At 70.6% G+C, this 23207-nt stretch carries 19 protein-coding genes; 14 read left to right on the top strand and 5 right to left on the bottom strand.

The annotated features are described in order from the left end of the window. Positions 1-109: 109 nt before the first annotated feature. A complete protein-coding gene (locus OG254_RS08465) occupies positions 110-1522 on the top strand; it encodes a hypothetical protein (protein ID WP_405579043.1) in 1413 nt (470 codons plus the stop codon). Between the two features lie 13 nt (positions 1523-1535). Here the strand turns inward: OG254_RS08465 and OG254_RS08460 are convergent, their stop codons facing one another. Beyond that, the gene (locus OG254_RS08460; protein WP_405579041.1) at positions 1536-1670 is read right to left on the bottom strand and encodes a hypothetical protein; all 135 of its coding nucleotides are present in this window, start codon (positions 1668-1670) and stop codon (positions 1536-1538) included. A 103-nt stretch (positions 1671-1773) separates the two neighbouring features. Here OG254_RS08460 and OG254_RS08455 point away from each other — a divergent pair, with 103 nt between their 5' ends. Further along, complete coding sequence (locus tag OG254_RS08455; RefSeq protein ID WP_405579039.1) at positions 1774-4272, top strand: ATP-binding protein; 2499 nt, start codon at positions 1774-1776, stop codon at positions 4270-4272. A gap of 128 nt (positions 4273-4400) precedes the next feature. On the opposite strand, the gene OG254_RS08450 is transcribed toward OG254_RS08455, so the two are convergent. Further along, on the bottom strand, positions 4401-4964 hold the full coding sequence (locus OG254_RS08450) for a hypothetical protein (RefSeq protein WP_405579036.1): 564 nt from the start codon (positions 4962-4964) through the stop codon (positions 4401-4403). Positions 4965-5229: 265 nt separating this feature from the next. Here OG254_RS08450 and OG254_RS08445 point away from each other — a divergent pair, with 265 nt between their 5' ends. The 7 genes from OG254_RS08445 to OG254_RS08415 all read left to right on the top strand — a co-directional run bounded on the left by OG254_RS08445 (position 5230) and on the right by OG254_RS08415 (position 15236). Next, complete coding sequence (locus OG254_RS08445) at positions 5230-7071, top strand: APC family permease (RefSeq protein WP_405579034.1); 1842 nt, start codon at positions 5230-5232, stop codon at positions 7069-7071. A gap of 241 nt (positions 7072-7312) precedes the next feature. Next, complete coding sequence (gene kdpF, locus OG254_RS08440; protein ID WP_016434100.1) at positions 7313-7402, top strand: K(+)-transporting ATPase subunit F; 90 nt, start codon at positions 7313-7315, stop codon at positions 7400-7402. Positions 7403-7410: 8 nt separating this feature from the next. Continuing rightward, on the top strand, positions 7411-9072 hold the full coding sequence (gene kdpA, locus OG254_RS08435; RefSeq protein ID WP_405579030.1) for a potassium-transporting ATPase subunit KdpA: 1662 nt from the start codon (positions 7411-7413) through the stop codon (positions 9070-9072). Continuing rightward, entirely contained in the window at positions 9072-11204 is a 2133-nt protein-coding gene (gene kdpB / locus OG254_RS08430; RefSeq protein WP_405579028.1) for a potassium-transporting ATPase subunit KdpB, read from the top strand. The genes kdpA and kdpB overlap by 1 nt, the downstream gene beginning before the upstream one ends. A gap of 6 nt (positions 11205-11210) precedes the next feature. Next, positions 11211-11879 carry a potassium-transporting ATPase subunit C gene (locus OG254_RS08425; RefSeq protein ID WP_405579026.1) on the top strand — a complete coding sequence of 223 codons (669 nt, stop codon included), beginning with the start codon at positions 11211-11213 and terminating at the stop codon, positions 11877-11879. 109 nt (positions 11880-11988) lie between these two features. Continuing rightward, positions 11989-12672, top strand: a complete 684-nt coding sequence (locus OG254_RS08420) for a response regulator (RefSeq protein ID WP_405579023.1) — start codon at positions 11989-11991, stop codon at positions 12670-12672. 2 nt (positions 12673-12674) lie between these two features. After that, positions 12675-15236, top strand: coding sequence for an ATP-binding protein (locus OG254_RS08415; RefSeq protein WP_405579021.1), 2562 nt, complete (start codon positions 12675-12677; stop codon positions 15234-15236). 37 nt (positions 15237-15273) lie between these two features. Here OG254_RS08415 and OG254_RS08410 read toward each other — a convergent pair whose 3' ends face one another. Next, positions 15274-15837: a universal stress protein gene (locus OG254_RS08410; RefSeq protein ID WP_405579018.1), complete on the bottom strand. Its 564-nt coding sequence runs from the start codon at positions 15835-15837 to the stop codon at positions 15274-15276. A gap of 345 nt (positions 15838-16182) precedes the next feature. Here OG254_RS08410 and OG254_RS08405 point away from each other — a divergent pair, with 345 nt between their 5' ends. The 5 genes from OG254_RS08405 to OG254_RS08385 all read left to right on the top strand — a co-directional run bounded on the left by OG254_RS08405 (position 16183) and on the right by OG254_RS08385 (position 21444). Then, complete coding sequence (locus OG254_RS08405) at positions 16183-16629, top strand: SAV_915 family protein (RefSeq protein WP_405579016.1); 447 nt, start codon at positions 16183-16185, stop codon at positions 16627-16629. A gap of 13 nt (positions 16630-16642) precedes the next feature. Then, on the top strand, positions 16643-17983 hold the full coding sequence (lysA, locus tag OG254_RS08400) for a diaminopimelate decarboxylase (protein ID WP_405579013.1): 1341 nt from the start codon (positions 16643-16645) through the stop codon (positions 17981-17983). Positions 17984-18307: 324 nt separating this feature from the next. Continuing rightward, positions 18308-19603: an extracellular solute-binding protein gene (locus tag OG254_RS08395; protein WP_405594897.1), complete on the top strand. Its 1296-nt coding sequence runs from the start codon at positions 18308-18310 to the stop codon at positions 19601-19603. 6 nt (positions 19604-19609) lie between these two features. Next, positions 19610-20608, top strand: a complete 999-nt coding sequence (locus OG254_RS08390; protein WP_405579010.1) for a carbohydrate ABC transporter permease — start codon at positions 19610-19612, stop codon at positions 20606-20608. Next, complete coding sequence (locus tag OG254_RS08385; protein ID WP_405579008.1) at positions 20605-21444, top strand: carbohydrate ABC transporter permease; 840 nt, start codon at positions 20605-20607, stop codon at positions 21442-21444. Before OG254_RS08390 ends, OG254_RS08385 begins: the two co-directional genes overlap by 4 nt. Positions 21445-21654: 210 nt before the next feature. Here the strand turns inward: OG254_RS08385 and OG254_RS08380 are convergent, their stop codons facing one another. Further along, the gene (locus OG254_RS08380) at positions 21655-21861 is read right to left on the bottom strand and encodes a DUF5999 family protein (RefSeq protein ID WP_147995577.1); all 207 of its coding nucleotides are present in this window, start codon (positions 21859-21861) and stop codon (positions 21655-21657) included. 513 nt (positions 21862-22374) lie between these two features. After that, positions 22375-22977: a hypothetical protein gene (locus OG254_RS08375; protein WP_351195763.1), complete on the bottom strand. Its 603-nt coding sequence runs from the start codon at positions 22975-22977 to the stop codon at positions 22375-22377. Positions 22978-23207: the final 230 nt, after the last annotated feature.

Genomic DNA, 23207 nt, shown 5'->3' with positions numbered 1-23207 from the left:
GAGCAGCCACGGCGAGAGGGGGTCGCCCCCCCCGGGGGGGCAGCCCTGGTCCGCGGCTCCGTGGGGGAACACACCGCACGGCCCGGGGCAGCCCCTCCGGGCTCGGACCGTGGCCGTGCGGGCCGCTCTGCGCCGTCGACAGCGGGCCACCGTGCCCGCGCGACTGCGCCTCCTGCGCACGGCCACGGCCCTGCTCGCCACCGCCCTGACGGCCCTCCTCCTCGTCGCCGGACTGGGCGCCCTCGGCACCTGGGACACGGTCGCCGACTGCGACGCTCCCCGCACCAGCAGCGCCGCCGGCCTCGGCCTCGCCCTGAACGACATGGACGCCCAGGCCGCCAACATGCTGCTGTCCAGCGGGAACGCGGGCGAAGGGCGCCTGGGGACGCCGTACGAGAAGGCTGTCGGTCTGTACGACGACGCGCGACGCGACATCGCGCACGCACTGCGCACGCTCGCCGTCGCCGCCCAGGGCGACCAGGCCGACGAGAAGACGGTGGAGTCCCTGACCGACGGCTTCGCCGAGTACCAGGAACTCGTCGGCCGTGCCCTGGAGAACGACGGGCGCAAGGGTGGCAAGGCGGACGCCCTCGCCGACCACCGCGGCGCGACCGATCTGCTCCAGCGCCGACTGCTGCCGGCGGCGAGGACGTTGGTGTCCTCCAACAACGACACCTTCGAGGCGCACTACACCTTGGCCCGCGCCATCCTGACCGCGCAGCTCGCCGCCGTCGTCGCGCTCGGCCTGCTGCTGCTCGCGGTGCTCGGCGTCCTCCAGTGGTACCTGGCCCGCCGCTTCCGCCGGATCCTCAACCCCGGGGTCCTGGCCGCGACCGCCTGCGCCCTGCTCGCCGTGATCCTCGGCGGCCAGCTGCTCTCCGCGTCGTCCGAGCACCTGCGCGGCGCCCGGCGCGACGCCTTCGACTCCATCGTGGCGCTCTCCCGCGCACGGGCGATCGCCCACGACGCCAACGCCGACGAGAGCCGGTACCTCCTCGCCCCCGAGCGCCGCGACCGGTACGAGCGGGCGTTCCTGGCCAAGTCGCAGGAGCTGTACGGCATCGAGGGCGCGACCATCTCCTCGTACGACACCGACCTCGCCACCACCTGGCAGGCGTACGAGTCCGACAACGCCGACCTGCGCTTCACCGGCGAGTTCCGGCGCGAGCTCGACAACATCACCTTCGCCGGGGAACGGGCCGCGGCCGAGCGGACGGTCGAGGCGTACGCCGTCTACCGGCGCGACGACCGGACGATCCGCGACCTACTGGCCCGGGGCCGGGAGGGCGCGGCCGTGGAGTTCGGCATCAGCTGGGAGCCGGGGATGTCGGGCGGTCACTTCGGTGAGTGGATGGCCGCCCTGGACGAGGTGACGGACATCAACCGGGAGCACTTCGCGGCCTCGGTGCGCGACGGCCGGTCGACGTTGGGGGGACTGCTGCGGTGGGCGTGCGGTCTGCTGTCGGCCGCGCTGCTGCTCACCGTCCTCGGACTGCGGCCGAGGCTCGCCGAGTTCCGCTGAAGCGGCCCCGAGATCAGACGTCCGCCAGCCGGGCGTCCTCCAGGTCCGGCGAGTGCTGCAGGCGACGGCGGGTCGTGTCGCTGATGAGGTGGTCGTCGTAGAGGCGCTGGAGTTCCGACGTCTCCACGGCTATCAGGTCCCGGCGCATCGGTCCCTGCCTTGTCAAGACAGTGTCAACGTCCACGTCGGGGGCGCCAGGGATGCGTCAAGATTCGCGCCCAGGGGCTCCGGGAGCGGTTCCCTGAGACCTGATGAACGATGCACCGCGCGGACGGCTGAAGGTCTACCTCGGGGCGGCCCCAGGGGTGGGCAAGACGTACCGCATGCTCGATGAGGGGCGGCGCCGGGCGGGCCGCGGGGCCGATGTGGTGGTGGCGTTCGCCGAGTGCCACGCACGCCCCCGGACCGAGGCGATGCTCGACGGCCTCGAGGCCGTGCCGCGTGCCCAGTGCCACTACCGGGGCGGGCAGTTCGAGGAGATGGACCTCGCCGCGGTGCTCGACCGCCGGCCGCAGGTCGCGATCGTCGACGAGTTCGCCCACGGCAACGTCCCCGGCGGCGGACGCAACGCCAAGCGCTGGCAGGACATCGAGGAACTGCTCTCCGCGGGCATCGATGTCATCACGGCCGTCAACGTCCAGCACCTGGAGTCCCTCAAGGACGTGGTCGAGAAGATCACCGGGGTGCCGCAGCACGAGACCGTGCCCGACGAGGTCGTACGCCGCGCCCAGCAGGTCGAGCTCGTCGACATCCCGCCCGAGGGGCTGCGCCGCCGCATGGCGCACGGCAACATCCACGCGCCGGAGAAGGTCGACGCGGCCCTCGCCAACTACTTCCGGCCCGGGAACCTCACCGCGCTGCGGCAGCTGGCGCTGCTGTGGGTGGCCGACCGGGTCGACGCGGCCCTCAACAGCTACCGGGCCGAGCACGCGATCGGTGGGGTGTGGGAGACCCGGGAGCGGGTCGTGGTCGCGCTGACCGGCGGTCCGGAGGGCGACACGATCATCCGCCGGGCGGCCCGTATCGCCGCCCGGTCGGCCGGCGGGGACCTGCTCGCCGTGCACGTGACCCGCAGCGACGGCCTCGCCGCCGGCGCCTCGCACGCCTCGCTCGCCCGTCAGCGCCGGCTCGTGGAGGGCCTCGGCGGCAGCTATCACCAAGTCGTCGGCGACGACGTCGCGACCACGCTCGTGGAGTTCGCCCGCGCCGAGAACGCCACCCAGCTCGTCCTCGGCGCGAGCCGGCGCGGACGTCTGGAACGGTTCGTGACGGGGCTGGGGACGGGGGAGTCCGTCGTCGCGCTCTCGGGCGACATCGACGTCCACCGGGTCACCCACGAGCGGGCCGGCGGCGGCACCCTGCTGCCGTCCCGCCGCCGTACGCTCTCGACGTCCCGAATGATCGCGGGACCGGTGGCCGGACTCGTGCTGCCGGTGCTGATCACCCTCGTCCTCGCGCAGCTGCGCGGCACCCTGAACCTGACCAGCGAGGCCCTGCTGTTCCTGCTCACGGTGGTGGGCGTGGCCTGCATAGGCGGCGTGACGTCGGCGGTGATCGCCTCGGTCACCGCGTCCCTCCTGCTCAACTACTGGTTCATCCCGCCCATAGGCGCCTTCACGCTCGACGACCCCAACGCCCTGCTGGCACTCGCGGTCTTCGCGCTGGTGGCCGCCACGGTGGCGGCCGTCGTCGACCGCTCCCTGCGCCTGTCCAGAAGAGCCGCCCGTGCCACTGCCGAGGCGGAGACCATGTCCTCCCTCGCGGGCAGCATCGTGCGCGGCGGCCAGACGATCCCAGCGCTGCTGGAACGCACCCGGGAGACCTTCGGCATGGAGTCGGCGGAACTGGTCGACGAGCCGCCCGACACCGCGGGCGTCACCGCCGTACCGGCGGGCCCCGGCGCCTACCTGGCGCTGCACGGCCGCGACCTGTCCTCGTCCGAGCGACGCGTGCTGGCCGCGTGCGCCGCGCACGTGGGGTCCGCGGTGGAGCGGGCCCGGCTCGCCGAGGCCGCCGCCGAGGTCGAGCCGGTGAAGGCCGCCGACCGGATGCGTACGGCGCTGCTGCGCGCCGTCGGCCACGATCTGCGCACTCCGCTCGCCGCGGGCTGGGCCGCCGTAACGTCCCTGCGCAGCCGGGACGTCGAATTCTCCGCCGAGGACCGCGACGAACTCCTCGCCACCGCCGACGAGTCCATGGCCAAGCTGAACCGCCTGGTGGAGAACCTGCTCGACCTCAGCCGTCTGGAGGCGGGCGTGCTGAAGCTGAACCTGCGGCCCACCGCCCTGGAGGAGGTGCTGCCGGCCGCGCTGGTCGACATACCCGGCGTCGAGGTCGGGGACGTCGAGGAGATCCCCGCGGTACTGGTCGACCCGCCGCTCCTGGAACGGGTGATCGCCAACCTGGCCGCCAACGCGGCCCGGCACAGCCCCGCCGGCGCAAGGGTCCTGGTGACCGCGAGCGCCCTGGCGGGCCGGGCCGAACTCCGGGTCGTCGACCGTGGGCCCGGGCTCCCGCCGACGGGCCGGGAGCGCCTCTTCGAGCCCTTCCAGCGCCTCGGCGACACCGACAACAACACCGGGCTCGGGCTGGGGCTCGCCCTGGCCAGGGGACTCACCGAGGCGATGAGCGGCACGATCACGCCGGAGGACACGCCGGGGGGCGGTTTGACGATGGTGGTGTCGCTGCCGCTGGCGGAGCAGGCCGTGCTCGCCGAGCGGGGGCGGGGCCGGGCCGGCGGGGTCGTGTGAGGGCACGATCGGCCGACCCGGGCGGGCAGGCCGTCTCGATGCGTTGACCTGACGTCAACTCTGAATCTCCGCAGGGAAATTGGCCGGTGTTCGCGGCACATGGTGATCCGATGGCTGCGGGCCGTCGGCTACCGCAGCCCGGAGACCTTGAACACCGTCGCCGCGTTCTCGCGGTCGATCCGCTCCGCCACGCGCCGTAGCACGGTCGCCCCGCAGGTCATGGTTCCGCGGCTCAGCGACGTGTGGGCGTCCTCGGACAGGCGGTGCCACAGGTCCGGGTTGCCGACGAGGACCTCGGGGTCGATCTCGACGCGGTGGCCGAAGACGTCCCGGAGCACCAGCCGCTGGGCGACACCGTCCAGGCGGCGCACCGACACCAGAAGGTCGGTGCGCACGCGCCGGGTACGCAGCAGTCGGCGGGAGGCCAGCCAGCCCTCGCCGGCCGAGACCCGTGCCGGGCAGAGCACCAAGAAGAGCAGGACCGCCAGCGTGAGCCACAGCGCGGCCCGCCCGTCGGTGAGGGAGCCCGCGCCCCGGTCGATCAGGAACAGCAGCCCCAGGAGCACGGCGGCGCAGCGGACCGAGTCGAACAGATCGCGTGCCCAACGGCGGTCGTACGCCGCCTCTTCCGGGGGACCGGCGGCCGGTTGCCCGATCGGGTCGTCGTCGCGCGCCTCGTTGCGGTGTTCCATACGACCGACGCTAGGGATCGCGTGAGCCGGAGCGACGCACCTTGATGCGACCCTGACGAGCGCCGGGCGGTTCTTGACGCCGCCGCAGCGGTCCGGACCCGTTGTGCGTGTCGCACACCCCGTCAAGGTGGCGTCAAGGACGGCCGGTTCAGCGCGAAGAAGGCGCAAGGAGCGCTCGGGAACGACCTGATGCGGACAGAACCTTGGTCAGTCACGTGCGCCCCTCGCGCGTGACGGCTCGTCCGTACGAAGGAGCACGCATCCCATGTCCGTCCTGACCACCGCGCCGGGCGCGACCCCCGCCGACGAGGAACCGCCGGATACCGGCGAACGGCACCGGCTCACCGCCGTCACGGGCCTGGCCGCCCTGTCCCTCGACGCCATGGCGTCCGTGGCCTACGGGCCCGAGGCGATCGTCCTCGTGCTGGCCGCGGCCGGCGCCCACGGCCTCGGCTTCACGCTCCCGGTCACCCTCGCCATCGCCGCGCTGCTGGCGGTGCTGGTCGCCTCGTACCGGCAGGTCATCGCGGCCTTCCCGGACGGCGGCGGCTCCTACGCCGTGGCCAGGACACACCTGGGCAAGCGCACCAGCCTGGTCGCGGCGGCCTCGCTCGTCCTGGACTACGTCCTCAACGTCGCCGTCGCCGTCACCGCCGGCGTGGCCGCCCTGACCTCCGCCTTCCCGGCGCTCTACGACGACCGGCTGTGGCTGTGCCTGGCCGTGCTCGCGCTGGTCACGGCCGTCAACCTGCGGGGCATCGTGGAGTCGGCGAAGGCGTTCATCGTTCCGACGGTCGTGTTCGTCGGCTCGATCTTCGTGCTGATAGCCGTGGGTCTGTTCCGGTCCGAGCCGGTCAGTACCGCGACCGCCGCCGGGCATGCCTCGGTCCTCTCCGACAACGCCACCACCGTCGGTGCCCTGCTCCTGCTGAAGGCCTTCGCCTCCGGGTGTTCCGCCCTGACCGGCGTCGAGGCCATCGCCAACGCCGTCCCCTCCTTCCGCGTCCCGCGCGCCAAGCGTGCCCAGCGCGCGGAGGTCGCGCTCGGCGCCGTGCTCGGCGTGATGCTGATCGGCCTCTCGGTGCTGATCTCCCGCTTCCATCTCCAGCCCGTCGAGGGCGTCACCGTCCTCGCCCAGCTCGCGGACGCCTCGCTCGGCCACAACTGGGCGTTCTACGTCATCCAGTTCGCGACGATGATCCTGCTGGCCCTCTCCGCGAACACCTCCTTCGGCGGCCTGCCCGTGCTGCTGAAGCTGCTCGCCCGCGACAACTACCTGCCGCACGTGTTCGCCCTGAAGGCCGACCGGCAGGTGCACCGCCACGGCGTGCTGGCGCTGACCGCGGTCTCCGCCGCGCTGATCGTCTTCTCGGGCGGCGACACCAACACCCTCGTGCCGCTCTTCGCCATCGGCGTCTTCGTCGGCTTCACCATCGCGCAGGTCGGCATGGTCCGGCACTGGCGTATCGAACGCGGGCCGGGGTGGCGCGGCAAGGCGCTGCTCAACGGCTTCGGCGGACTGCTGACCGGCGTCTCGGCCGTCGTCGTCACCGCGAGCAAGTTCGGGGAGGGCGCCTGGCTGATCGTGATCGCCCTGCCGGTGCTCGTCATGGCCTTCGAGACCGTGCACCGCGCCTACACCCGCATCGGCGAGCGTCTCGGCCTCGGCCGTATCCCCGAGCACCCGCACCGCGACCGCTCGGTCGTGATCGTCCCCGTCTCCACCCTCTCCAGGCTCACCTCGGAGGCGCTGACCGCCGCCGCGTCCCTGGGCGACGAGGTCCGGGCCGTCACCGTCTGCTACCCCGACCCCGAGGACCGGGTCGCTCTGCACTCCCTGGAGCGCTCCTGGGCCGACTGGGACCCGGGCGTGCCGCTGATCCGGCTGACCTGCGAGCGGCGCAGTCTGGGGCGCCCCATCGCCGCCTACGTCCGAGACGTCATGGCCGCCGAGCCCGCCACCCGGGTCACCGTGCTGATCCCGGAGACCGAGCCGGAGCGGCTGTGGCAGCGGCTGCTGCAGAACCAGCGGGGCGCGGTCGTCGCGCACGCCGTCCGCAAGGAGACCGGCGCGGTGATCTGTCGATTGCGGTTCCGCTTGTTCTGATCCCGGCGCGCCTGCCACCTGCGGCGATCGTGTCGCCGTAAGGGTTCCGTCAAAGGCGCGCAGTGGGCCGTAAGGGAGCCGTCAACGGCGCTCGAATCCGGCCACGAAGGCTGTTTCCTCGAACCGTCCCTGTCCAACGAACCTCACTCCAGGAGTTCACGATGGCCGATCTGGCCTTCGTCGTCACCACGATCGCGTGCTTCGCACTGGTGGCTCTCGTCGCCAAGGGGGTGACCAAGCTGTGACTGCCGAGAACATCGTCGGCCTCGTCGTGGCCGTCGCCCTGCTGGGCTATCTCGTCCTCGCCCTGATCTTCCCGGAGAGGTTCTGAGCAGCAATATGGGTCCCGTACTTGCCGGCGTGCTCCAGCTGCTCGCCCTGATCGCCGCCCTGGCGCTCGCCTACATCCCGCTTGGCAACTACATGGCCAAGGTCTACTCCTCCGACAAGCACTGGCGTGTCGAGAAGTGGATCTACAAGGGCATCGGTGCCAACCCCGACACGGAGATGCGCTGGACCGCGTACCTGCGCGGCGTCCTCGCCTTCTCCGCCGTCGGCGTCCTCTTCCTCTACCTGCTCCAGCGGATCCAGGGCGTGCTGCCCGGTTCGCTCGGCTTCTCCGCCATCGACCCGGACCAGGCGTTCAACACCGCCGCGTCGTTCGTGAGCAACACCAACTGGCAGTCGTACTACGGCGAGCAGGCCATGGGCCACGTCGTGCAGACCGCCGGTCTGGCCGTGCAGAACTTCGTCTCCGCGGCCGTCGGCATCGCCGTCGCCGTGGCGCTGGTGCGCGGGTTCTCGCGCTCGCGCACCGGTGAGCTGGGCAACTTCTGGTCCGACCTGGTACGCGGCACCGTCCGCATCCTGGTTCCGATCGCCGCCGTCGCCGCGGTCGTCCTGGTCGCGTGCGGCGCCATCCAGAACTTCTCCGGCATCCACGAGGTCGGCCAGTTCATCGGTGGCAGGCAGCAGTGGAACGGCGGCGCGGTCGCCTCGCAGGAGGCCATCAAGGAGCTGGGCACCAACGGTGGCGGTTACTTCAACGCCAACAGCGCCCACCCCTTCGAGAACCCCACCCCGTTCTCGAACCTCTTCGAGATCTTCCTGATCCTCGTCATCCCGTTCGCGCTGACCCGCACCTTCGGCCTCATGGTCGGCTCGGTCAAGCAGGGCTACGCGATCCTCGCGACCATGGCCACCATCTGGGTCGGCTTCGTGGCCCTGATGATGTGGACCGAGTTCGCCCACCACGGCCCGGCGTTCGACATCGCCGGCGGGGCGTACGAGGGCAAGGAGGTCCGCTTCGGCGTCGGCTCGTCGGCGATCTTCGCGACGTCGACCACGCTCACCTCGACCGGTGCGGTGGACTCCTTCCACTCGTCCTTCACCGGCCTCGGCGGCGGCATCACCATGCTCGGCATGATGCTGGGAGAGATCGCGCCCGGCGGTACCGGCTCCGGCCTCTACGGCATGCTGATCATGGCGATCATCGCGGTGTTCATCGCCGGTCTGATGGTCGGCCGTACGCCCGAGTACCTGGGCAAGAAGATCGGCTCCCGCGAGATCAAGCTGGCCGCCTGCTACATCCTGGTCACGCCGGCGCTGGTGCTCGTCTTCACCGCCTTCGCGATGGCGCTGCCGACCCCGGCGAACTCCATGACCAACAGCGGGGCGCACGGATTCTCCGAGATCCTGTACGCCTACACGTCCGCCTCCAACAACAACGGCTCGGCCTTCGCCGGTCTGAACGCGGACACGCAGTGGTTCAACAGCACGCTGGGCCTGTGCATGCTGCTCGGCCGCTTCGTGCCGATGGTGTTCGTGCTGGCGCTGGCCGGCTCGCTCGCCGAGCAGAAGCCGGTGCCGGCGACCGCGGGCACCCTGCGCACCGACAAGCCCCTGTACACGGGTCTGCTCGTCGGCACGATCATCATCATCACCGGTCTGACGTACTTCCCGGCCCTCGCGCTCGGGCCGCTGGCCGAGGGGCTGGCGTGATGACCACTCGCATCGAGAAGCAAGAGGACTCCATGTCCACAGCCACCCCGACCCGGGCGCCGCACAGCGACGTGCCCACCGGTCACAAGACCCCCGAGGGCCGTGTGGGCGCCGGCCTCTTCGACCCGAAGCAGCTGCTCAAGTCGCTGCCGGACGCCGTCCGCAAGCTCGACCCGCGGGTGATGGTCAAGTCCCCCGTGATGTTCGTGGTTCTCGTCGGCTCCGTGCTGACGACGGCCTTCTCCTTCAAGGACCCGGGGGACTGGTTCGGCTGGACCATCAGCGCCTGGCTGTGGCTGACGGTGATCTTCGCCAACCTGGCGGAGGCCGTCGCCGAGGGCCGCGGCAAGGCGCAGGCCGACACCCTGCGCAAGGCCAAGACCGACACGGTGGCGCGCCGGCTCAACGGTTCCGCCGAAGAGCGTGTGCCGGGCACCGAGCTGAGGATCGGTGACCTGGTCGTCTGCGAGGCCGGCGACATCATCCCTGGTGACGGCGACGTCATCGAGGGCGTGGCCTCCGTCGACGAGTCGGCGATCACCGGTGAGTCGGCCCCGGTCATCCGTGAGTCCGGCGGCGACCGTTCGGCGGTCACCGGGGGTACGAAGGTCCTCTCCGACCGCATCGTCATCAAGATCACGACGAAGCCCGGCGAGACCTTCATCGACCGGATGATCAATCTGGTCGAGGGCGCGGCCCGGCAGAAGACGCCGAACGAGATCGCGCTGAACATCCTGCTGGCCTCGCTGACGATCGTCTTCCTGCTGGCCTGTGCCACGCTGCCGCCGCTGGCGGACTACGCGGGCACGCACCTGACGATGGTCGTGCTGGTCGCCCTGCTGGTCTGTCTGATCCCGACCACGATCGGCGCTCTGCTCTCCGCGATCGGCATCGCGGGCATGGACCGCCTGGTCCAGCGCAACGTCCTCGCGATGTCCGGCCGCGCGGTCGAGGCCGCCGGTGACGTCTCCACGCTGCTGCTCGACAAGACCGGCACCATCACGCTCGGCAACCGCCAGGCGGCCGAGTTCGTGCCGGTGACCGGGACGACCGAGGCCGAGGTGGCGGACGCCGCCCAGCTGTCGTCGCTGGCCGACGAGACGCCCGAGGGCCGCTCCATCGTCGTCCTGGCGAAGGAGAAGTACGGGCTGCGCGAGCGCCACCAGGGCGAGCTGGCCGGCGCCGAGTGGATCGCGTTCACCGCGCAGACCCGGATGTCCGGCGTGGACGTCGACGGGCGCAGGATCCGCAAGGGCGCGGCCGGTTCGGTCATCGCCTGGGTGCAGGAGCGCGGCGGCGCGGTCGCCGACGACGCGGACACCGTCGCCAATCGCATCTCCGAGGCCGGTGGCACCCCGCTGCTGGTCGCCGTGGAGGACGCCGAGGGCGCTCGCATCCTGGGCGTCATCCACCTCAAGGACGTCGTCAAGGACGGCATGCGGGAGCGGTTCGAGGAACTGCGCCGCATGGGCATCAAGACCGTCATGATCACGGGTGACAACCCGCTGACCGCCAAGGCGATCGCCGACGAGGCGGGCGTCGACGACTTCCTCGCGGAGGCGACTCCCGAGGACAAGATGGCGCTCATCAAGCGGGAGCAGGCGGGCGGCAAACTCGTCGCGATGACCGGTGACGGTACGAACGACGCGCCCGCGCTCGCGCAGGCCGACGTCGGCGTGGCGATGAACACCGGTACGTCGGCCGCCAAGGAGGCCGGCAACATGGTCGACCTCGACTCCAACCCGACCAAGCTGATCGAGATCGTCGAGATCGGCAAGCAGTTGCTGATCACGCGCGGTGCGCTGACCACGTTCTCCATCGCCAACGACGTCGCGAAGTACTTCGCGATCATCCCGGCGCTGTTCGCGGTCGTCTACCCGGGCCTGGACAAGCTCAACGTCATGAACCTGTCCTCCCCGGACTCCGCGATCCTGTCCGCGGTCATCTTCAACGCGTTGATCATCATCGCGCTGGTGCCGCTGTCCCTGAAGGGCGTGCAGTACCGGCCGGTCAGCGCCGACAAGATGCTGCGCCGCAACCTGACCGTCTACGGTCTGGGCGGCCTGATCGCGCCCTTCATCGGCATCAAGATCATCGACCTGCTCATCTCTCTCATCCCCGGGATCGGTTGATCCATCATGAACAACTCCGTATCGAACACGGCCCGGTTGCTCGGGGCGGGCCTGCGTGCCCTCCTCGTGCTGACCCTGGTGACCGGCGTCATCTACCCGCTGGTCGTCACCGGCATCGCGCAGGGCCTGTTCAGCAACAAGGCGAACGGCTCCGAGATCAAGGCGGACGGCAAGGTCGTCGGCTCCTCCCTCATCGGCCAGGCCTACAACCTGCCGCTGAAGAAGGGCGAGGAGACCCCGGCGCCCGACCTGAAGTGGTTCCAGGGCCGCCCGCAGAACGGCCTCGGCACCAACAGCGTCAACACCCAGTACAAGCTCATCCTGTCCGGCGCGACCAACCGGTCCGGCGACAACGAAGAGCTCATCCAGTGGGTGAAGGACGCCAAGGCCGCCGTGGTCAAGGACAACTCGACCGCCGGCTACAAGGTCAAGCCGTCCCAGGTGCCCGCAGACGCGGTGACGTCCTCCGGTTCCGGCCTGGACCCGAACATCTCCCCGAGCTACGCGGACATCCAGGTCCACCGGGTCGCCGAGAAGAACGGCCTGTCCGCCGACCAGGTGCAGAAGCTGGTCGACGAGCACACCGACGGCCGCACCCTCGGCTTCATGGGCGAGCCGCGCGTGAACGTCCTGGAGCTCAACATCGCGCTCAAGGAACTCGTGGCCAAGAGCTGATGGCGTTACGCGACCCGAGCGGGAGTCGGCGGCCGGGCACCTCCGGTTCCGCCGACTCCCGCCGCCGTGAAGCCGGTTGCCGACGTGCAGGACAGGAAGGCGTACACCCATGACCCGGGTGCTGGTGGTGGAGGACGACCCGCAGCTGGTGCGGGCCCTCGTGATCAACATGCAGGCACGCAAGTACGGCGTGGACGCGGCCCCCGACGGTGCCACGGCGCTCAGAATCGCGGCCGCACGCCAGCCCGACGTGGTCATGCTCGACCTCGGTCTGCCCGACATGGACGGCGTCGACGTCATCAAGGACCTGCGTGGCTGGACCCGCGTACCGATCGTGGTGCTGTCGGCACGTCAGGCGTCCGACGAGAAGGTCGTCGCCCTCGACGCCGGGGCCGACGACTACGTCACCAAGCCGTTCAGCATGGACGAGTTGATGGCGCGGCTGCGAGCTGCCGTCCGTCGTACCGAGGACTCACCGCTCGCCCCGGAGACGACGGTCGTGGAGACGGACGAGTTCGTCATCGACCTGCGCGCCAAGAAGGCCGCCCGAAGCGGCCACGACGTGCGCCTCACTCCCACGGAGTGGCATCTGCTGGAGATCCTGGTCACCAACCCGGGCCGGCTCGTCACCCAGAAGTACCTGCTCCAGGAGGTCTGGGGGGTCTCCCAGAGCAGCAAGACCAACTACCTGCGGGTCTACATGGCGCAGTTGCGTCGCAAGCTGGAAGCCGACCCCTCACACCCCCGCTATCTCATCACCGAACCCGGCATGGGTTACCGCTTCGAAGGGTGAACATGGCACGCGGCAAACTTCGGATCTACCTCGGTGCGGCACCGGGCGTCGGCAAGACGTACGCGATGCTGTCCGAGGCGCACCGGCGGGTGGAACGCGGCACCGACTGCGTCGTCGCGTTCGTGGAACACCACGACCGGCCGCGCACCGAGGTGATGCTGCACGGCCTGGAGCAGATCCGGCGCAAGGACCTGGAGTACCGGGACACCTCCTTCACGGAGATGGACATCGACGCCGTCCTGGCCCGGCGCCCCAAGGTGGCCTTGGTGGACGAGTTGGCCCACACCAACATCCCCGGCTCGCGCAACGCCAAGCGCTGGCAGGACGTCGAGGAGCTGCTGGCGGCCGGCATCGACGTCATATCGACGGTCAACATCCAGCACCTGGAGTCGCTGGGCGATGTCGTCGAGTCCATCACCGGGGTACGGCAGCAGGAGACCGTCCCCGACGAGGTCGTACGCCGCGCCGACCAGGTGGAACTGGTCGACATGTCGCCCCAGGCGCTGCGGCGCCGTATGGCGCACGGCAACATCTACAAGTCGGACAAGGTCGACGCGGCCCTGTCCAACTACTTCCGGCCCGGGAACCTCACCGCGCTGCGGGAGTTGGCGCTGCTGTGGGTGGCCGACCGGGTCGACGAATACCTCAACGCCTACCGCAGCGAGCACGAGGTCTCGACGATCTGGGGCTCGCGCGAGCGCATCGTCGTCGGCCTGACCGGCGGTCCGGAGGGGCGCACCCTGATCCGCCGGGCCGCGCGGTTGGCGGAGAAGGGCGCCGGCGGCGAGGTGCTCGCCGTCTACATCGCCCGCAGCGACGGGCTGAGCTCCTCGTCGCCGAAGGAACTCGCCGTGCAGCGCGGGCTGGTGGAGGACCTCGGCGGCACCTTCCACCACGTCGTCGGCGACGACATCCCCGTGGCCCTGCTGGACTTCGCACGCGGCGTGAACGCCACCCAGATCGTGCTCGGCGTCTCGCGCCGCAAGAGCTGGCAGTACGTCTTCGGACCCGGCGTCGGCGCCACGGTCGCCCGGGACTCGGGCCCCGACCTCGACGTCCACCTCATCACCCACGACGAGGCGGGCAAGGGGCGCGGACTTCCCGTGCCCCGCAGTGCACGCCTCGGCCGGGCACGGATCATCTGGGGCTGGCTGGTCGGTGTGCTCGGCCCGGCCGTCCTCACCGTGCTGCTGACGCACGTCGCGCCCGAAGTCGGCCTCGCCAACGACATGTTGCTGTACCTGTCGCTGACGGTGGCCGCGGCGCTCCTCGGCGGCCTGCTGCCGGCGCTGGCCTCCGCGGTGGCGGGGTCACTGCTGCTGAACTGGTTCTTCACCCCGCCCGTCCACACGCTGACCATCGCCGACCCGAAGAACATCGTCGCCATCGCGATCTTCGTCGGGGTGGCGGTGTCCGTGGCCTCCGTGGTGGACCTCGCCGCCCGCCGCACCCACCAGGCCAACCGCCTGCGTGCCGAGTCGGAGATCCTGTCCTTCCTCGCCGGGAACGTGCTGCGCGGCGAGACCAGCCTGGAGGCACTGCTGGAGCGGGTCCGCGAGACCTTCGGCATGGAGTCCGTGGCGCTGCTGGAGCGCGAGAGCGACGTCGCCCCGTGGACCTGCGCCGGCAGCGTGGGCTTCCGGCCCTGCCAGGACCCCGACGACGCCGACGTGGACGTGCCGGTCGGCGACCACATGGCGCTCGCGCTGACCGGCCGGGTGCTGCCCGCCGAGGACCGCCGGGTGCTGGCCGCGTTCGCCGCGCAGTGCGCGGTCGTCCTGGACCGCCAGCGGCTGCGGCGCGAGGCGGACCGGGCCAAGGAGCTGGCCGAGGGCAACCGCATCCGTACGGCGCTGCTGGCCGCCGTCAGCCACGATCTGCGCACGCCCCTCGCGGGGATAAAGGCATCCGTCTCCTCGCTGCGGTCCGACGACGTGGCCTGGTCGGAGGAGGACGAGGCCGAGCTCCTCCAGGCCATCGAGGAGGGCGCCGACCGGCTCGACCTCCTCGTCGGCAACCTGCTCGACATGTCGCGCCTGCAGACCGGCACGGTCACGCCGTTGATCCGGGAGATCGACCTGGACGAGGTGGTGCCGATGGCGCTGGGCGGGGTGCCGGAAGGCAGCGTGGACCTGGACATTCCGGAGACGCTGCCCATGGTTGCCGTGGACAAGGGTCTGTTGGAGCGGGTCGTCGCCAACGTCGTCGAGAACGCCGTCAAGTACAGCCCCCAGGACGAGCCCGTGCTGGTCTCCGCGAGCGCCATCCGCGACCGGGTCGAGGTCCGTGTGGTCGACCGCGGGCGGGGTGTGCCCGACGAGGCCAAGGAACGCATCTTCGAACCCTTCCAGCGCTACGGCGACTCCCCGCGCGGCGCGGGTGTCGGGCTCGGCCTGGCCGTCGCCCGCGGCTTCGCCGAGGCGATGGGCGGCACGATCACGGCTGAGGACACGCCAGGAGGCGGCCTGACCATGGTGCTGAGCCTGCGGATGGCACCGGGGCGCGGGCCGGGGGAGTCGGACGGTCCCGGCGAGCCGGAGGTGCCGGCCGCGGCCATGTCGTGACAGGTTGTCAACCGGACCTGGCGGTGGCGCTGGCTCGTCACGCCCCCTCCGGCGGCACCGTCCGGCCCGCCAACTCCCTTGTGTCCAGTCCCAGTCGCCAGACGTTGCGGCGGTGCGCGGCCGCCAGCTCCGACTCCAGCGGGGACGGCGGTACCGCCAGAACCGGGCAGGTCGCGTGGGCGAGGCAGTAGCGGGTCACCGAGCGGCAGCAGGCGCGGTGCCAGAGGCTGCGGCGGCCGGCGCCGACGACGAGGATGTCGTCCTCGCGGTCGGCGACCTCCACCAGGGCCAGGCCCGCACTGCCCTGCGCGACCAGGGCGTACATCCATACTCCGGGGCCGGTGTCGCCCAGCGCGTCCTTCAGGACACCGACCAGCCGCTCCCGCGCCAGCCGCTGCCATTCGTCGGTCAGCAGGCTCGCCCCCGGGCCCCGTCGCGCGGCGAGTTCCCCGCCCGGCGGCTGCCACGCCAGCACCGGCCAGAGCTCGCCGCCGCGCCGCCGCGCCTCCTCGGCGCCCCGGGCGAGCGCGGCGAGGCTGCCCAGCGAGCCGCTCACGCCCACCACGACCCGTGGGCCCACGCGGCCGTCGGAACCAGACATGACTCCACCGTTCTGCTTTCGCGTCATTCTTTCGCGGGTTCTTCCTCCCGCTCCCGCGGGGGGGAGACCCTCGACGGGTCCTTCCATGACACTCCCGCCACAGCCCCACAGCCAGCCCGGACGGCAATTCTTGGCGCACCTCTGACGGTGCTCGTCCCCGACCGCCGGGCCCAGTGTCAGCATCCCGTCAGCGTCCGGCCGATTCACGTCAGCATCGCGTCATGAGCGATGCGGAACCCCGGGTCACCGGGCATAGCGTCGATGGCGAGCCCCGGTCCGCCTCCCCGCGTCCGGGGCCGACAAGCGACCCACACGATCCACCTCGGAATCCTTCCGGAGGCCCCCATGGCAAAGATCCTGTCCGACGAAGACCCGGAGCCCTCTGAACGGTTCCCGGCCGGCCCCCTGTACGTTCCGGTCCGGCCGGGACAGTCCTCCTGCGCGGCCCGCCTCTTCCGTACGCCCATCGGTGACCGCACGGCCGTGGGGTTCACCTCCCGGCGGAAGCTGACCGCGACCCTCGGCGCCGACCAGCCCTGGATCCGCCTCGCCGAGCCGGCCCTGCGCTCCCTGACCGCGCCGCTCGGCGTCACCACCGTCACGGTGGACCCCCAGTTCTGCGCCCCGGCTCCGGCCCCGACGTCCCCGGCCGGGGCGTCCGCGGTGGACCACGGCCGGCCGCACTCCGGTCCCCGTTTCCGTGAAGGAGCCTGGGATCCCCAGGCCGTGGGAGCGCTGCGCGTGACAGGCGCGGCGGCGCTCGTCTCCGTGCTCGCGATGTGGATCGGCTGAGGGGGAACGCACGATGACCACCATTCACGAACCCGCCGTCACCACCGCGACCGCGGCCGACGCCCTGTCGGTGTGGCCGGCCTCGGCCGTCGAGCCGCGCGGGGGTGAGATCACCGTCGCCGGTGTGCCGCTCGCCGAGATCGCCGACCGCTTCGGCACCCCCGTCTACGTCATCGACGAGGACGAGGTCCGCGAGCGCTGCCGCACCTACCGGCACGCCTTCCCCGAGGCCGAAGTCCTGTACGCGGCCAAGGCGTTCCTGTGCCGGGCGATGATCCACTGGATGGACGAGGAGGGCCTGGGCCTGGACGTCTGCTCGGCCGGCGAGCTGGAGCTCGCGGTCACCACCGGCTTCCCGCCGGACAGGATCGTGCTGCACGGCAACGCCAAGTCCCCGCGCGACCTGGAAACCGCCCTGCGCCTCGGCGTCGGCCGTATCGTCATCGACAGCCCCTCCGAGATCGCCCGGCTGGCCGCCGCGGTCGGCCCCGACGGACATCAGAAGGTGATGGTCCGCGTCGTGCCCGGTATCAGCGCCGGCGGCCACGAGAAGATCCGCACCGGCACCGAGGACCAGAAGTTCGGCCTGTCCATCTCCGACGGTTACGCGCAGCACGCCATCGCCCGGATACTGGACCAGCCGCAGCTCGAACTGACCGGCCTGCACTGCCACTTGGGCTCGCAGATCACCAGCGTCAAGCCCTACCTCGCCGCCGTACGCCGCATGGTCGGCCTGATGTCCCGGCTGTACGAGCAGCACGGACTGGTGCTGCGCGAACTCGACCTGGGTGGCGGCCACGGCATCGCCTACCGCCCGGGCGAACCCGCCCTCGACCTGACCACGCTGGCCCGCAAGGTGCGTGCCGAGCTCGCCGAGGCCTGCGCGGCGGCCGGGCTCACCGTGCCCCGCCTCATCATCGAGCCGGGCCGTGCCATCGCGGGCCCTGCCGGAGTCGCGCTCTACCACGTCCTGTCCGTGAAGCAGACCGGCGCGCACACCTACGTCCCGGTGGACGGCGGCATGAGCGACAACCCCCGGCCCGCGCTGTACGGGGTGCGCTATGCACCCCGCCTGGTGGGCAGGCACAGCACCGCCGCCCCGGCCCCGGTGACCGTGGTGGGCCGGCACTGCGAGGCGGGCGACATCCTCGCCGCCGACGTCGAACTCCCCGGCGACATCCGCCCCGGAGACCTGCTCGCCATTCCGGCGGCCGGCGCCTACCACCTGTCCATGGCCTCCGGCTACAACATGGTCGGCCGCCCGCCCGTGGTCGCCGTGGACGACGGCCTCGCCCGCCTCCTGGTCCGCCGCGAGTCCCTGGATGACTTCCGCCGCCGCGACGTGGGCCTGTAGCCGACGCCGCGATCCGAACCACCTCCGGACGAGGCACGGCCCGGCCCTCGTCCGGAGGTGCGGCGTTTCCGGGCCCTTCTCACCCCTTCACCGTCCACTCCGTCCCCTCCGTAATGTTCGCAAGGCAGGCCGAATGTTTCGCCTGTATCCATGGTGACATCAGGAGGTTCGGCACCGACGGGATATTCACCGGGTACAAGGGGTTGTCACCGTTTGGAAGCTGTCTCTAGGGTGCGGCAGCAACGAACCTTTCTGGATAGTCTTCGAAAGTTTCGAAACTGTGGGCGGTCATGGACGAACCGTCCCGTACCCAAGGAGCGCATGATGGGCGACCCGGGACTGTCCCGCCGCGGCTTCCTGGCGGTCTCCGCCGCGGCCGGTGTGGGCACGACGGCACTGAGCGGCTGCGGCGGAGATTCCGGTGGAGGGTCGTCGGACGGCACGACCACCATCGAGTGGTGGAACATCTCCACCACCGAGCCGACCAAGGGCGTCTGGGCTGCGCTGGCCAAGAAGTTCGAGGCCCAGAACCCCAAGGTCAAGGTGAAGATCGTCCAGTTGGAGAACGACGCCTACAAATCGAAGATGACGGCCCTGACCGCCTCCGGGAAGCTGCCCGACATCTTCCACACCTGGGGCGGCGGCGTCCTGAAGCAGCAGGTCGACGCCGGACTCGTCGAGGACCTCACCGACCGGACCAAGGACTTCGCCGACGGCCTGCTGCCGGTCGCGAAGGAGCCGTACCTCCTCGACGAGAAGGTGTACGGCATCCCGTTCGACATCGGCATGATCGGCTTCTGGTACAACAAGGCGCTCTTCAAGGACGCGGGCATCGCCGAGCCGCCGACCACCTGGAGCGGCTTCCTCGACGCCGTACGGAAGTTGAAGGCGAAGGGCACCGCGCCGCTCGCCCTCGCGGGCAAGGAGAAGTGGCCCGGCATGTACTACTGGGCCTACCTCTCGATGCGCACCGCCGGCGCCTCCGCCCTCCAGAAGGCGTACGACGACAAGGACTTCACCGGCGACCCCTTCGTCCAGGCCGGACAGCACCTCCAGGAGCTCGTCGACCTCCAGCCGTTCCAGAAGGGCTTCCTCGGCGCCGCCTACTCCAGCCCCACCGGCCAGGCCGCGGCCGTCGGCAACGGCAAGGCGGCGATGGAGCTCATGGGCCAGTGGGCCCCGGTCGTCCAGGCCGACGCCGGCAAGGGCCTCGGCGACGACCTCGGCTTCTTCCCGTTCCCCGCGGTCGAGGGCGGCAAGGGCACGATCACCGAGGTCTTCGGCGGGGGCGGCGGACATGCCCTGCGCAGCGGAGCCCCGCAGGCCGCCGTCGACTTCCTGAAGTTCTTCGCCTCCGAGGCCACGGACGTGGAGCTGGTCAAGAAGACCAGCGCCCTCCCGGTCGTCCCGGCCGCCGAGAGCGCCATCACCGACCCCAACATCAAGGCCGTACAGGCGCAGTTGAAGGCCGCCACCGGCTTCCAGCTCTATCTCGACCAGGCCTACGCGCCCGCCGTCGGCCAGGAGGTCAACGACAGCGTCGGCGCGCTCATCGCCGGGTCCAAGTCCCCGCAAGCGGTCGCCGAGTCGGTCACGAAGACCGCGAAGGAAGAGCAGTAGCCGGCGATGACCTCCACGTTCCTGCCGGACAAGCGCACCGGCCCCGGCGTCGAACTCCCGCCCCCGCCCGCCGGCACGGCCCGGGGGCGGGCCCGGCGGCGCATGCGGCACTGGCTCACCGCGGTCGGCTTCCAGGTGCCCGCCCTGCTGCTCTTCCTGATCCTGGTGCTGCTGCCGATGCTGTTCGCGCTGTACGCGGCCTTCTTCCGCTGGGGCGGCTTCGGGATGCCGTCCGACTACATCGGCGCCGACAACTTCACCCGGCTCTTCCAGGACCCCGTCTTCCTCGGGGACTTGTGGCGCTGTCTGCTCCTCGTCCTGCTGTCGCTCGCGATCCAGCTGCCGTTCGCGCTCGCCATGGCCGTCCTGCTCAACCAGAAACTGCGCGGCCGGGCCTTCTACCGGATGCTGTTCTTCGGGCCGTACGTCCTGTCAGAGGCCATCACCGGCGTCCTGTTCGGCATGATCTTCGCCCCCGACGACGGCCTCGCCGACCGGATCCTGGGCGGCATCGGTCTCGACGGGCTCGGTGGCGAGTGGTTCGCCGACCCGTCGAACGTCATGGCCACCCTGTTCCTGGTCATGACCTGGAAGTACTTCGGCTTCCACATGATGCTCTACCTGGCCGGACTCCAGGCCGTCCCGGCCGAGTTGACCGAGGCCGCGCTCATCGACGGCGCGAACGCCTGGCAGCGCTTCCGCAGTGTCACCCTGCCCCTGCTCGCGCCCACCCTGCGGATCAGCGTGTTCCTGTCCGTGATCGGGTCCATCCAGCTCTTCGACCTGGTCTGGGTGACCACCGCGGGCGGCCCCGACCACCACTCCGAGACGATGGCCGTGACCATGTTCCAGTACGGCTTCAAGCGCTACCAGGTCGGCTACGCCAGCGCGATCAGCGTGTCCATGTTCGGCATCAGCCTCGTCTTCGCCCTCGCCTACCAGCGGTTCGTGCTCCGCCGCGATCTCCAAGGAGCCACCACGACGATGCGGGGAGGCGCCAAGTGACGGCCAGGTCCGGCAGCAGGAACGGGAAGAGCCTGCCGCTGCACGTGATCCTCGTCGTGGTCGGCGCGGTGATGGTCGTGCCGCTGCTGTACGCCGTGCTGTCCGGCTTCAAGTCCACCGACGAACTCTCCCGCAACCCGGTCGGGCTGCCGGAGTCCTGGGTGACCGGCAACTACACGGACATCCTCGGCTCGGGGGACTTCTGGCGGCTGATCGGCAACAGCACCCTGATCGCGATCGGTACGACCGTCCTCGTCGTGGCGGTCTCCGCGCTCTCGGCGTTCTCCTTCGCGCGATTCGCCTTCCGGGGACGCGAAACCCTGTTCACCCTGTTCACGATGGGGCTGATGTTCCCCTTCGCGGTGGCCGCCCTGCCCCTGTTCCTGCTGCTGCGCTCCATGGGACTGCTGGACAACCCGCTCGGCGTGATCCTTCCGCAGGCCGCCTTCGGACTGCCCATGACCATCATCATCCTGCGCGGCTTCTTCCGGGACATCCCGGGCGAGTTGGAGGAGGCGGCCACGCTCGACGGATGCAGCTCCTTCGGGTTCTTCTGGCGGGTGCTGCTGCCCATGGCGCGGCCGGCGCTCGGCACCGTGTCGGTCCTCGCCGTCGTCACCAGCTGGAACAACTTCTTCCTGCCGCTGCTGGTGTTCACCGACTCCACGTGGTGGACCATCCCCATCGGCGTCCAGCAGTTCCAGGGCCAGTACTCCGCGGACTACGCCCGCGTCTTCGCCTACCTGGTGCTGGCCATGGTCCCCGCCCTCGCCTTCTACTCGGTCGCCGAGCGCCAGCTCGTCGGCGGCCTCACCGCCGGCGCGACCAAGGGGTGACGCGCGCGGACGGACGTACGGCTACCCACACATCCAGTAGGTCGCCACTGTCCCCCGGCACATGGAGAACTACGGTGAGTGACCACCGCCGGACACACATCGGGGCCGGCTCGCAGTAAGAGTCTGCGACCGGCCCCTCGGAGTACGCCGGGCGTCCGTCGAGCCGCCCGGTGGTGCAGGGCCCTACCGGCGTTGTCCGCCGGCGAGGCGCTACGCGGCGGTCATCACCTTGCCGGTGCCCAGCGGACGGTGCGGGGCGATGATCTGGCCGTCGGGCAGGAGCTCACCGGTGTCCTCGAAGAGCAGAACGCCGTTGCACAGCAGGCTCCATCCCTGCTCCGGGTGGTGCGCCAGGAGTCGGGCGGATTCCCGGTCGGCGGAGTCGGCTGAGGGGCACGGTTGCTGGTGCTGGCACATGGATGGGATCTTTCGCTCTGTTGTGATCTGTGAGGTGGCTGTCTTGTCTGTCTCGCGGCGTGAAGCCTCGTTCATGGCCGCTCCCCCGTTGTGATAAGTCGGTCGGAACCCAGTGTTGCCCCACGGGCGTCAATCCGCAGGGATTTCGCAGCACCGCTTTCTCACAGGTTGATGACGCATCACCCGCGCGGACGGTTCATCCCAACTGCACTGTCACTTCGGATGGTTCGCCGTGGTCGGATGGGGCTAGTCCATGCGGGCCGGGGCTATGGAGGGGCTCGTTCGAGCGCATTCCCGCTCGTGCGAGCGACGCTTTCCTCGCCGTAGCGCCTTTTGGTGCTCAGGCGAGCATTCAATTGCTCGTACGAGAGCTTTATGGCTCGTGCGAGCGAGTTTCCTGTTGTCCGATACGAGCCTAATCCCCAGCGCCCCCAATTCCATCGCCGAACACAGGTGTACCCCGCCACCCGGTAATGGGCGGCGGGGTACGCCTGCGTTCGCGCCGTGGTGCCGTCAGGCGGGGGAGCCGAGCAGTGGAGGCAGGGGCGGCAGCGGGGCCGGGGTCGCCCGGTGGGTGAGCACCGGGAGCAGTTCGGCGACCCGGTGCGGCACGTGGGCCGCGATGCCGGGCGGGGCCGGGGCCAGCGGCACGAGCATGTCCGCGGCGTCGGGATGGCCGGTGGCGCCGTCCGCGGTGCAGTCGCCGTGCAGCCAGAGCGCGAGCATGTAGAGGCTCGGGAGTGACAGCAGGCGGGGCTGGTAGGGCTGCGCGACGGTCTCCGCCTGGCGCAGCGCCCGCTCGGTCGAGGCGATGTAGGGGCCCTCGAAGAAGTGCGAGAACGCCCAGCCGTCGGGGGTCAGCCGGGTCTCGGCCGCGGCCACCGCGCGGTCGCCGCACCGGATCAGGAAACGCCAGCCGGCCAGCCGCGTCGCCGACACACCCGCCGGGGTGATCTCGTCCAGGACATGGACGGGCAACGGCAGTTCGGGTGTGGCGGGCCCCTGGGCGGCGCGCAGGGAGGGCGTTCGGGCCTCGCGGACGGCGGTGGGTGAGCCGAGGGCGGTGAGGACGGAGCGAAGTGCGGGCGCGGGAGCCGGGGGGACATGCAGCGGCATGGTGGGTCGCCTCTCATTCGACAGGCACGGTGGCGCGAGGGCGGGGCGGGGGCGGACGGCGCTGTCAGCTCACGGAGGTCAGAGAGGCGGGGCCGGGTCTGGGAGCCAAGGGGGATGGGTGAGGCTTGCCGCACGTCACCTGACGGCAGGCCCGGGACCCGGGCGCCAACCCTCTGCCTTGATTGCGGAGTTTATACGACGAGTGTTCAGACGGTGTTTCGTCTAACCGC

This window comes from Streptomyces sp. NBC_01092 (genome assembly GCF_045039535.1).
Classification (GTDB): domain Bacteria; phylum Actinomycetota; class Actinomycetes; order Streptomycetales; family Streptomycetaceae; genus Streptomyces.
This window is presented reverse-complemented; position numbering and strand designations above follow the sequence as displayed.